We start from the raw sequence: 12104 nt of genomic DNA on the forward strand, positions 1-12104 counted from the left end.
CTGTGTTCACCGCGACGCCCCAACTCGCTTTACCTGCACCGTTCAGCGACCTGGCACTTACCCCCGAAGGCAGCGAACTCCTGCGTCAGCTTCGCCAGACGCAACCGGTCAGTGTCGTCTCCGGTGTGACGGGAAGCGCCCGCGCGCTCATCCCGGCGCTGCTCCATGCCGTGACCGGACAGCCGGTGGTGTTTGTCGTCCCGACGCCCCAGGATGTTGAGCTGCTCGAAGCCGATGTGCGCTACTTCGTCCGCCTCACGCAACGGCTGACCGCCGGGTCCCCAGACGGAGTGCAGGTGTTTCCGGTGGTGGAAGGCGGACCCTACTGCGCCACGTCGCCGCATCCCGATGTCCTTGAAGCCCGCGCCCTGTGTCTGAACCGGCTGCTGCAGGGCGAAAGCCGGGTCACGCTCGTTCCGGCGCGGGCGCTGGCGGAACGACTCGCGCCGCCACGGGCGTTGACGGTGGGGCGGGTGACGCTCGAAGTCGGTGAAGAATATCCCCTCGATGACCTGCTCAAGCTGTTGAGCGGAACCGGGTATGTACGCCGTGAGCCGGTAATGGCGCTGGGTGAGTTCAGCCTGCGGGGCGGCATTCTGGACATTTACTCGCCGGCCCAGGACAACCCCGTACGGCTGGAGTTCTGGGGCGACACGCTGGAGTCCATCCGCGAGTTTGACATCGAAAGCCAGCGTTCCATTGCCCGCCGGACGAGTTGCCAGGTGCTTCCCCTGCGCGAGTTTGCGACCCTGCCGGAGGGGTTGCGCGCCTGGGCCGCCCGCGCCCGTGAACACTGGGCCGAGGCACGCTTTGCCGACGAACTGCGCCCACGGCTGGCACTGGCCGAGCGTGGGGAACTGTTCGATGGCTGGGAGTCGCTCCTGCCGCTGGCGCATCCGCTGACCGGCAGCCTGTTTGACTACCTTGGCGCGGCGCGGTTCGTCATCGAAGAACCGGCGGCCGTTGAGCAATCCCTGGAAAAGTATGCCCGGCAACTCCACGACCAGTTCACGGCGGCCAACGACGCCGGTGAACTGGTGCTGGCGCCCGATTATTTCCTGCTCAGTGCAGAGGCGCTGCGGACGGCACTGGCCAGGTATCCCCGGTGCGAACTGCGCGCGCTGGGCATCACGGCCGACCGCGTGGACGCCGGTTTCATAGGTGAGCTGACACCCCGTGGATCTTCGGACAACAGCGCGGCGGCCGGTGCGCCGTGGTTTCTGTTCCCGCCGCCGGAAGACGCTGCTGAACTGACGCTCGCCACGCCGCCGATGCGCCGTTTCCACGGCCGGATGTCACAACTCGTCACCGAACTGCGCGAACTGCGCCAGCGCGGAGTCACGACCCTGTTTGTCATGCCTTCGTCCGGGGTGGCCGAGCGGGTCCGCGACATGCTGCGCGAATACGACATTGCCGTTGGCTGTTATCCCGACCTGCCGACGCTGTGCCAGGCATTGACGGAAACCCAGCGCGCAAGCTGCTTTGTCACGGTGGGAAGCCTGCTCAACGGCTTCCGTTTTCCGGCCGCGCAACTGGCCTTTGTCGTCGAGCGGGAGCTGTTTGATGAAGCGCCGTCAGTTGAGGAAGTCCGGCTGACGCCGGCCGGCAGCTCCAAGCGCAAGGTTTCGGTGAGCAGTTTCCTCTCCGATTTCCGCGACCTCAAGGTGGGGGATTTCGTCGTTCACGTCAACCACGGCATCGGACGTTTTCTGGGCTTGCAGCAGGTGCAGGTGGACCATCGGACGCCGCCCTGCGAAGTCATGGTGCTCGAATACGCCGACCAGCAGCGGCTTTCCGTTCCGGTTGAGCGGCTCGATCTGGTGCAGAAGTTTTCCAGCGCGGAAACCAGTACGCCCCGGCTCGACAAGCTGGGCGGCAGTGCGTGGGCCAAGACCAAGGCGCGGGCCAAACGCGCCATGCGCGATATGACCGAGGAGTTGCTCCGGCTCTACGCCGAGCGGCAACTCGTGCAGGGCGTGCCCTGTGCTCCCGATACACCGTGGCAGCAGGAGTTCGAGGATGCCTTTCCCTACGAACTCACCCGTGACCAAGCTACTGCCCTGGCCGACATCAAGCGCGACCTCGAATCGCCCGTGCCCATGGACCGTCTGCTCTGTGGCGATGTGGGCTTCGGCAAAACCGAAGTCGCCATGCGGGCGGCTTTCAAGGTCGTGATGGAAAACCGGCAGGTGGCCGTCCTGTCGCCAACGACTGTCCTGGCCTTTCAGCACACCAAAACCTTCCGTGAGCGGTTTGCGTCTTTTCCGGTCACGATTGAAATGGTGTCGCGTTTTCGGACGGCCAAAGAGATTGCCGATGTGCTGGCGCGCACGGCGCGCGGTGAGGTGGACATCCTCATCGGCACGCACCGGCTGCTCTCAAAGGATGTGACGTTCAAACACCTGGGGCTGGTCATCATTGACGAAGAACAGCGGTTTGGCGTGGCGCACAAGGAAAAGCTCAAGCAGTTGCGGCGGAAGGTGGACGTGTTGACGCTTTCGGCCACGCCCATCCCGCGCACGCTCAATCTGGCCCTTGCCGGGCTGCGCGATATGTCCGTCATCGAAACACCTCCCCGCGACCGCCTGCCGATTCATACCGTCGTGGCGCAGTTTTCCGAAAATGTCATCCGCAGCGCCATCGAGACCGAACTGGCGCGCGGCGGACAGGTGTTTTTTGTCCACAACCGGGTCGAGAGCATTTTCACCATCGCCGAGCTGATTCAGCGTCTGGCGCCAGCGGCGCGGATTGGCGTCGGACACGGGCAGATGGGTGAAAAGGAACTCGAAGCCGTCATGATGCGCTTCGTCAATCACGAACTGGATGTGCTGGTTTCGACGACCATCATCGAAAACGGTATTGACATCCCGCTGGCCAACACGATTGTCATCAACCACGCCGACCAGTATGGCCTGGCGCAACTCTATCAGTTGCGCGGCCGGGTCGGACGCTCCAACCGCCGGGCCTTTGCCTACCTGCTCATTCCGCCGGAGACAGAACTTTCCAGTGTCGCCCGCCAGCGGCTGGCGGCCATCCGGGAGTTTTCCGACCTTGGCTCAGGCTTCCGCATTGCCGCCCTCGATTTGGAGCTGCGCGGCGCAGGGAATCTGCTCGGTGGGCAGCAGTCGGGCCACCTCGACAGCATTGGGTTCGATCTCTATTGCCGGTTGCTGGACGAAACCGTGCGCGAACTCCGTGGGATGCCCATCGAGGAAGACATCCAGACCGCTATCAACCTGCGGATGGACATTCGGATACCGGAGACCTACATCGCCGATGTCGGACAGCGGTTGCGCACCTACAAACGGATTTCCTCGGCGGCGGATGATGCGGCGCTGGAGGCGCTGGGGCAGGAACTCGATGACCGCTACGGCCCGCGCCCGCCGCAGGTTATCGCCCTGTTCGAGTACGCACGGCTGCGGCATCGCGCTTCGGCGCTGGGTATCTTGTCGCTGGACTGGGATGGCAGTACGCTCAGTGTCAGGTTCGCCGACAAGCCACACATTGACGTTGCCGCTCTGACCCGGCTGGTGGCGGAAGTTCCCGGAGCACGGCTGACGGGCGGGCAGATGCTCCGGTTGCCGTTGGCCGCCGCTGAACCTGCGGACGTGTTTGCGGTCATCCACAGGTGGCTGGAACGTCTCACACCGGAAGCGGCACAAGGTTAGCCGGATGGACGAGGGGACAGGGAAGACAGCCAAGGCCGGCAGATGGAATTTCGACGCCAGCCCGACCGCTTATGGTGAAAGGCATCGCTTCGTGACGAGACGTGTATGAAAGTTCTGGTGCTTGGCGGCGGCGGACGCGAATCCGCCATGGTGTGGAAAATCCTCCAGGCGGCGCGGGTGGAGAAAGTCTATTGCGTGCCGGGCAATGCCGGCATCGCCCGCATGGCTGAATGTCTTGACCTCGACCTGAAGAAGCCCGACAAGCTGGCCGCGGTGGCCAAAGACCTGGGTATTCATCTGACCGTCTGCGGGCCGGAACAGCCGTTGGTGATGGGCGTCGCCGATGCCTTCACGCGCCTGGGACTGCGGTTTGTCGGCCCGTCGCGCGCCGCCGCCTGCCTGGAAGGGAGCAAGGTTTTTGCCAAGGAGTTCATGTCCCGCCACCACATCCCGACGGCCACCTTTGCCGTCTGTGAGACGGTGGAAGAGGCCGAGGACATTTTCGATTCCAACCTGCTCGATGGTTTTCCGGTCGTGGTCAAGGCGGATGGGCTGGCGGCTGGCAAAGGCGTTTTCATCGCACCTGACCGGGAGCAGGCACTGGAGGTTATCCGGGGGCTGCTGGTTGAGCGCAGGCTGGGCGAGGCTGGACGGCGCATCGTTCTCGAAGAATGCCTGTCCGGGGTGGAAACGTCTTTCCTCGTGTTTACAGATGGCAAAGCCATGGTGCCGCTTGTGCCAGCGCGCGATTACAAGCGCCTTGGCGACGGCGACACCGGCCCCAACACCGGCGGGATGGGCGCTTATTCCAGCCCGGATATGCTGGAGCCGGGCCTGCAACGGAAAATCCTGCGCCACATCGTGCAGCCCACCCTGACGGGGCTACAGTCGGAGGGAACGACCTTCAAGGGGGTTCTCTACGTCGGGTTGATGCTGACCGAACAGGGACCCAAGGTGCTCGAATACAACGTGCGGTTGGGCGACCCGGAAGCCCAGGTCATCCTGCCGCGTCTGAAGACCCCGTTCATTGACGTGCTGACCGCCATTGCCGATGGCACCCTCGAAGGTCTCGAACTCAACTGGTCCGATGAATCGGCAGTCTGTGTCGTGTTGGCTGCGGACGGCTACCCGGAAGCGCCGGTTTCCGGGCATCCGATCACAGGTCTCGAAAAAGCTGAACTCCACCCCGGCGTGCTGCTCTTTCATGCCGGAACCAAACGCGATGAAGCGGGGCAGCTTGTCACCAGCGGTGGACGGGTGATTGGCGTCACGGCCCTTGGCGACACGCTGGCGCAGGCCCGGCAGCGCGCCTACGCTGCCGCCGCCGAGATTGAGTTTGCCGGCAAGCAGTACCGAAAGGACATTGCCAGCCCCCTGCCAACACCCTGAAACGCCTGCCTGGGGGTGAAACTAGCGCCCCAGGTGGCGGCGGAAGAAGTCCGGCAGCCGCACCTGGTGTTCCTCCACGGCGGCGCGGTAACAGCGTCCGTGCGTGGCCCCTTCCACAAGCCAGAGGTCTTTTTCCTTGGCATTGACCAGCGCCTCGAAAATGGCCTGCGAGTGATGGGGACGCACGAAGTCGTCGGCCAGTCCGTGCACAAGCTGCACCGGACAGGTGATCTTGCCGGCGATGGCCAGCGGATTGACATCCGAGACCGAAAAGTTGCCCCGGTAGTTGGCGATGAGTTCAGCCACCCAGGTGGTGGGCACTACTGCCGTGGAGGGCATGCGCAGCACGTCGGCGACATACTCGCGTGAAATTTTTTGCAGCGATGAAAACGGGCTTTCGGCCCAGACAGCGGCAATGCGCGGGTCCCGCGCCGCCGTCTGAAGGGCAATGGCAGCGCCCATGGAAATCCCGACCAGTCCGAAGTGCTGGTCTCGCAGGCGGAACTTTTTGGAAATGTGGTCGAGCGCCGCGCTGACATCGCGCACCTCGTGGTAGCCATAGGTGACAAAGCGCCCGCCGCTGTGTCCGTGGGCGCGGCCGTCGAATAGGAACACGTTGAAACCGGCGTCGTAGAGGATGACACCAAACCGGATGAGGCTCGTCCGGTTGCCGGTCACGCCGTGCAGACCGACCACGGTGGGCCGCCACCAACCACGGTCGAGAAACCAGCCGGTGAGTTTCGTGCCATCGTAGGACGTAAACTGCGTTTCGCGGTAGGGAATCCGCCGTGCCCAGAGATAATCGCGCAGCCGCATGCTTTCCAGGTGGCGGCGGCGTTTGGGGCGCGGGGAAACCAGCAGGATGGAAAGCGGAATGGCAATGACCACGGAAGCGGCAAGATAGCCAGCCGTGACCCCGGCCGCAACCAGTCCAAGCCGCTTCAGCCAGTGTCCCCAGGAAGAGGTGGCCGCGCGCGACGTTGCCAGTGATGTTGGTGAGGAAGAAGCAACGGGATGCGTTGACGCCATCTGCGACAGTCGTCAGGGCCCGTGGAACTTGCCGTCGGGGCCCGGGAAGAAATGGGAGCCGGGCCGCGCACGGCCTGTCTTTGTATTGTGGAGGCCGGATGGGATAGAAAACAAGCCGTCGGCTGCGGAAGCCCGGCAGAGGCGTCCAGACCGGACAGGCCTTTGTGCCTCCTTCACGAAAACTTCGGAACTTTCCTTCCGGGGGGCGTGCTATAGTGGTGAACCTGACTCGGTTGGATTGTCGTTGCTGACGATTGGAAAGTGCATGCCTGAGTTTACCTGCCGCCTGGGGACGCCCAGCGGCGACATTGTGACCCGGATCGTTGAAGCCAACGGGATTGAAGAACTGCGAACCCGCCTGCAAAACGAGGGTTTTCGCATCTTCGCCATCGAGCGTCCGGTCCGGCGGGCGCTGTCCCGGTCCCTCTTTGGGGGTGTCAAGGTCAAGTCCCAGGAATTTCTCCTCTACAACCAGCAGTTGGCCACGCTGCTCCGCGCCGGACTGCCGCTGCTTCAGGTACTGAACATTCTGATTCGCCGTCAACCGCCGGGCGCATTTCGTACGGTGCTGGAGGATGTCGAGCGGCGCATTACCCGTGGTGCCCTGCTTTCGGAGGCGTACGGTGAGCATCCCGACGTGTTTCCCCGTCTGCTGACGGCTTCGGTGCTTGCCGGGGAACGTTCCGGGGAGCTGGACGCGGTGCTGGAGCGGTACGTGACGTATGCCAAGGCGACCGCCGAAGTACGGCGCAAGCTCATCAAGACGCTGACCTACCCGGCCGTGCTCACCGTGGCTTCCGTGGCTCTGGTGGCCCTGCTGACCACCTATGTCATTCCCAAGTTTGCTACGTTGTATGAGTCGTCCCAGAGCCAGTTGCCGCTGGTGACGGTCTATGTTGTGGCGGTGTCGAAGGCGGTTGAAAACAACCTGTCGTGGGTCGGGCCGTTGCTTCTGACGGTGGCGCTGGGTTTTTTCTTCTGGCGACGTACAGACCACGGACGTGAGGTGCTGGATGGTCTGCTGCTCAGGTTGCCCATCATCGGTGACATCATCCGACAGTCCACGACCGTCCGGTTCTGCCGCAGCGCCGCCACGCTGCTCAACGGCGGATTGCCGCTGCTCGAATCGCTTGACATTGCTTCTGAGGTGATTGGCAACCGGCGCATTGCCAGGACGATGCCGGATGTCGTACGTGGGATTCAGGAAGGGAAGACCCTCGTCGAGGTGCTGGAGCAGGCGGGATGGCTCCCCCCGCTGGCCACGGACATGATTGGCGTAGGCGAACAATCCGGCGCACTTGTGACGATGCTCGATGAAGTGGCCCAGTTTTATGAAGCCGAACTCGATGTGAAAATCGCTTCGCTCACGGCGCTCGTCGAGCCGGTAGTGCTGACCTTTATGGGTGCCATTGTGCTCATCGTCGTCATGGCGCTTTACCTGCCTATCCTGAATTTTGCAACGGGAGGTGCGGTGGCACGCTGACGGCAGTTGCCGACACCTGAACGGACATGTCTTTGGATTCCACCCCCGATCTGCCCTCGATGCTTCCCTCGGCGGAAGAAGCCGACCGTGAACTGGCGGCGGCGCGCGAACTGGCGCGGCGCTACCGGCTCGAATTCGTGGATTTGACCACGGCCGAACTGGATTACGACCTCATCCACAGCCATCCGGTGGAGTTGATGACCCGGTACAAGTTCGTCCCCCTGCGCCGGGAAAACGGACGGCTGCTGGCGGCCATGGCTGATCCGACCAACCTCGATGCGTTGGATGAGCTGTCGGCCCAGTTGAAGGTGCGTATCAAACCGGCCGTCGCCACCCGGTCGGCCATTGAAACCGCCCTGCGCCGTGGGGATTCCGCCCAGCGCGTCCTGCAGGACGCCACGGAGTCGTTCCGCATCAAGTTGGTCAAGGAAACCGACCAGGGCGAGCAGGACCTCGATCTCGACCGCCTGGCGGATGAAACCGCCCCTGTCATCAAGCTCGTGGACACCATCGTGCTGACGGCGCTCGAACGGCGGGTTTCTGACATCCACATCGAGGCCTACGAGTCGGAAGTGCACGTCAAGTACCGCATTGACGGGGCACTCTATCCGGCGATGAATCCCATAGATGCGAGTTATCACCAGATGCTCATTTCGCGCATCAAGGTCATGTCGGACCTTGACATTGCCGAGCGCCGGACACCCCAGGACGGACGCTTCCGGGTGCGCGTCAAGGGGCGGACGATTGACTTTCGCGTCTCCATCATTCCGGCCGCCTTTGGTGAAAACTGCGTCATCCGTATTCTGGACAAACAGCAGATCAACGAAGCCTTCCGCGAACTGACACTCAACGTGGTGGGATTTGACCCCCACGACCTGGCGCGCTTCCGGCGGTTCATCAAGGAACCCTACGGTATGGTGCTTGTCACCGGGCCGACGGGTTCCGGGAAAACGACGACGCTTTACGCCGCGCTCAACGAAATTGCCAATCCCGAAGACAAGATCATCACCATCGAGGATCCGATTGAGTACCAACTGCGCGGCATCATGCAGATTCCGGTCAACGAGAAGAAAGGACTTACCTTTGCCCGTGGTTTGCGCGCCATCCTGCGGCATGACCCGGACAAGGTCATGGTCGGTGAAATCCGTGATACCGAAACCGCCCAGATTGCCATCAATGCCGCGTTGACCGGCCACCTGGTTTTCACCACGGTGCACGCCAACAATGTTATTGACGTTATCGGCCGATTCGTCAACATGGGGGTTGAAGTCTATAACTTCGTCAGTTCCCTCAACTGCGTTCTGGCGCAGCGTCTGATCCGGCAGCTTTGCCCCTATTGCAAGCGGCAATATCAGCCAACAGACTGGGAACTCGAAGAAGCAGGCCTCAATCCAAGCAAGTTTCGGGATCAGGTTTTTTACGAGGCCGTGGGCTGCCCGGAATGCAACGGAACCGGCTACCGGGGACGCACGGCCATTCACGAAATGCTGGACTTGACCGATCGCATCCGCGAACTCATCCTCGACCGGCGCCCCGGCTCGGAGATTCGCCGCGCCGCGCGGGAAGAAGGGCTGGGTTCGCTGCGTGAATCGGCGCTGAAAAAGGTGTTTGCCGGAATTTCGACGTTGCGCGAAATCAACCGCGTGACGTTCGTCGAATAAAGCTGGTCTTCGCTTGATGTTTCCGCCTCGTACCGATTAGGGGGTGCTTATGTTTCAACTACGGCTGACATTTCGTTTCGCATCCGGCTGGCGTCGGGTGATGGCACTGGGACTGTCAACGGCGTTGGTCATCGTCACGCTGTCACCGGTTGCCTGGGCCGGCAACGGCCGGAAGTACTTCAAGGAAGGTCTCAAGTACGAGGCGGTCAAGCAGTGGGACAAAGCCGCTGAACTCTTTGCCCAGGCGCTCCAGGAAGACCCACGCAACATTGAATACCAGCTTCACCTGCAACGGGCCCTGTTCAACGCCTCAATGTTGTGCGCCATCCGCGCCCGGCAAATGGAAGAGCAGGGGGATTACGAAGGTGCGTATCACGCCTACCGTGAGGCCTACCGCTACGACCAGACCAACGAAGTCGCCCTCGCCAAGATGAAGGAAATGCTCAAGAAACAGGGCATCGAGGCGACCTTGCAGGGCGAGCCATCACCTTACCAGCGCACGGCGGCCGAAGCCAATGAAGCCGAGGCGCGCAAGGCTGCCGAAGCAGCGGCGCGCCAACGCTATGTGGGGCGTTGGCAGGGCTTCATCAACCAGCCGATTGAAACCATCATCCGCACGCTGTGCGACAAAATGCGCCTCAACGTCGTGTTTGAAAGCACGACCCTTCAACAACTGGCCAACACGCGCTACACGCTCGACATCAAGCAGGACATGACGGCCGGCAAGGCGCTGGAGCTGGTTCTCGATGCCAACGGCTTTCAGTACTTTCGGGTGGACACCCGGACGATCCTCATCGTCAAGCGGGGGCTGGGGCAGTTCCAGAACGGCGGCTCGCTGGCGCAGAAGTACGAGGATTCGCTCATCAAGCCGTTCTACATCAAAAACGCCAAGCTCGAAGACGTCAAGCAGATGCTGACGCTGCTCGGCCCGGCCATGGCGCAGCAGGTGGTAAGCGTTCCGCAATCGAACATGCTGCTGGTCCGCTCATCGAGCGAGAACCTGAAAATCATCGAGCGGATGATCAACACCGTGGACCGCCCCCAAGCGGAAGTCGTCATGGATGTCAACATCTATGAAGTGACTCACCAGGAAGCGCTCCAGTTGGGGAACCAGTTCGCCACAACGCCGCCAGCGATCACGACGTCCGACGGTGGCACAACCCTGGCCCTGACGCCACCCAGCGCCACCAACCTGGGCGGCATCGGGCAGGGGCCGCTGCTGCGTCCTGCCTCGCCGGCCGGAATCTTCTCCAATACGCTGGGTTTCGGGCTGGGGCTGCCGCCTTCGACCATCACCGCGCTGCAAAGTCGTGGGCTGGGGCGGCTCATCTCACAGGTTCAGGTGCGGGCTTTCGAGGACAAGGAAGGCAAGGTCAACATCGGCCAGTCCATCCCGATTCAAATCGGCAATCCCTTCCCCACCGTTCCGGGCAACGGACAGCCGCCGGGACAAATCTTCTTCCCCGGCTTCAACCAGGTGCAGTACCGCGATGTCGGTTTGAACATTGCGGTCAAACCGCACATTACCGACGACATCGTGCAGATGGACATCTCCATCGAGACCTCCACGGCTCCGCCCAACACCGGGCCGCAGAATCTCACCCCGACGATTTCCCAGCGGAAGGTCAGTGGTGTGGCGCGTGTCCGGGACGGCTACACGGCTTTGGCCGCGAGTGTGATGCGCGAGGATGACACTGACAGCCGGACGGGGCTGCCCATCGTCAGCTTTATTCCGGTCATCGGGCGTCTGTTTTCCACACCCTCACGAAACAAGCAGGCCACTCACATTGTCATCACGATCACGCCACACATCGTACGCGGAGGCGCGGTTACGGAAGAAGAACTCAAAACCGCCTTCGGTCCGCTCGATGTCTCCGTTGGCGTTGGCGGGCTGAGCTATGGCCGGTATCTCACCATTGACGAGATCGTGGCTGAGGCCGACCGCGAGGAGATGCGTGAAGCCAACCAGCTTCGGGAAACGCCGGTTACGGTGCAACCAACGGACAAGCCCGTGGGTACCCCGGCCGCTGCGCCGCCGGTAAGCAGCAGTGGTGAAAACGGACGCTTTACCATCACCACGGCGAGTACGACGGCACCACCTCCGACTATGCCAGCCGCACCGGTGGTGATCGATCCCATTCCGATGACGGCCACGAAGGGCGGAGGCCTTGGGGCGACCATCCAGCCCTTGCCCGTAACTGAGCCGTCGGCAGCCGGGGGCATGGCACCCAACGGCATGGCAACCAATGCGGCCTTCAATCCAAGCGATCCGAACACTCAGACGCCAACCCGGCCGACTCCAGGACCTGCCACGCCGGTGCGCGCCATGCTGATGGTGTCGCCCAGTCTGCGCCCGGTGGTGGGACAGGTGGTTTCCGTGGCGGTCATTCTCAACAGCGACGGCACGAACATTTCGGCCGCATCGGTCTTTTTGCACTACAACCAAGCGGTTCTCAAACTCGTTGGTATTCGGGACGGCGGATTGCTGTCACCCGGCAGCTTCCAGACTGGGGACAACGGCGGGCAGGCTTTTGCCACGGCGCTGGTTTCAGCGGGCGTCAACACAGGCCGCCCAGCCATGGGGGCAGTAGCCATTTTCGACTTCCAGGTGATTGCGCCGGGCAACGCCGATGTCCGCCTTGATGTGCTTGACCTGCGCGGCCTGACCAACGAACTTATCCCGGCCATTCCCAGCCCGGCACCGCCGGTCATTGCCGGTGGTATGCCGAACGGCAAGCAGTGAGATGTCGCCAGGAAGGTGAAACCGGTGAAGAACGGATGGATTTCTCTCCACGTGAAGGATGGGCAGCCGCCGGGATGGCCCTGCACCAACCAGGCTGCTGCTTTCCGGCCGGCTCCGTCCGGGATAAGGCG

General features: G+C 62.3%; 6 protein-coding genes. 5 read left to right on the forward strand and 1 reads right to left on the reverse strand.

The genetic code is table 11. From position 1 onward, the window contains the following. The first annotated feature begins 2 nt into the window (after positions 1-2). The gene (gene mfd / locus J8C01_RS02110; RefSeq protein ID WP_211432220.1) at positions 3-3668 is read left to right on the forward strand and encodes a transcription-repair coupling factor; all 3666 of its coding nucleotides are present in this window, start codon (positions 3-5) and stop codon (positions 3666-3668) included. A 105-nt stretch (positions 3669-3773) separates the two neighbouring features. Then, entirely contained in the window at positions 3774-5057 is a 1284-nt protein-coding gene (gene purD, locus J8C01_RS02115) for a phosphoribosylamine--glycine ligase (RefSeq protein WP_014098926.1), read from the forward strand. A gap of 21 nt (positions 5058-5078) precedes the next feature. Here the strand turns inward: purD and J8C01_RS02120 are convergent, their stop codons facing one another. Next, positions 5079-6086, reverse strand: coding sequence for an alpha/beta hydrolase (locus J8C01_RS02120; RefSeq protein ID WP_014098927.1), 1008 nt, complete (start codon positions 6084-6086; stop codon positions 5079-5081). 265 nt (positions 6087-6351) lie between these two features. Between J8C01_RS02120 and J8C01_RS02125 the strand changes: the two genes are divergently transcribed. The 3 genes from J8C01_RS02125 to J8C01_RS02135 are packed head-to-tail and all read left to right on the forward strand — an operon-like array spanning position 6352 to position 11973. Next, the gene (locus J8C01_RS02125; protein WP_014098928.1) at positions 6352-7569 is read left to right on the forward strand and encodes a type II secretion system F family protein; all 1218 of its coding nucleotides are present in this window, start codon (positions 6352-6354) and stop codon (positions 7567-7569) included. 26 nt (positions 7570-7595) lie between these two features. Further along, complete coding sequence (locus J8C01_RS02130) at positions 7596-9230, forward strand: GspE/PulE family protein (protein ID WP_407063058.1); 1635 nt, start codon at positions 7596-7598, stop codon at positions 9228-9230. Positions 9231-9279: 49 nt separating this feature from the next. Further along, on the forward strand, positions 9280-11973 hold the full coding sequence (locus J8C01_RS02135) for a secretin N-terminal domain-containing protein (protein ID WP_211432221.1): 2694 nt from the start codon (positions 9280-9282) through the stop codon (positions 11971-11973). The last annotated feature ends 131 nt before the right edge of the window (positions 11974-12104 follow it).

Source organism: Chloracidobacterium sp. D (assembly GCF_018304685.1).
In the GTDB taxonomy this organism is placed as follows: domain Bacteria; phylum Acidobacteriota; class Blastocatellia; order Chloracidobacteriales; family Chloracidobacteriaceae; genus Chloracidobacterium; species Chloracidobacterium thermophilum.

Coding starts and splice junctions, on each gene's coding strand:
- J8C01_RS02125 (WP_014098928.1), top strand. CDS start 6,352: ATGCCTGAGTTTACCTGCCGCCTGGGGACGCCCAGCGGCGACATTGTG.
- J8C01_RS02130 (WP_407063058.1), top strand. CDS start 7,596: ATGTCTTTGGATTCCACCCCCGATCTGCCCTCGATGCTTCCCTCGGCG.
- purD (WP_014098926.1), top strand. CDS start 3,774: ATGAAAGTTCTGGTGCTTGGCGGCGGCGGACGCGAATCCGCCATGGTG.
- J8C01_RS02120 (WP_014098927.1), bottom strand. CDS start 6,086: ATGGCGTCAACGCATCCCGTTGCTTCTTCCTCACCAACATCACTGGCA.
- J8C01_RS02135 (WP_211432221.1), top strand. CDS start 9,280: ATGTTTCAACTACGGCTGACATTTCGTTTCGCATCCGGCTGGCGTCGG.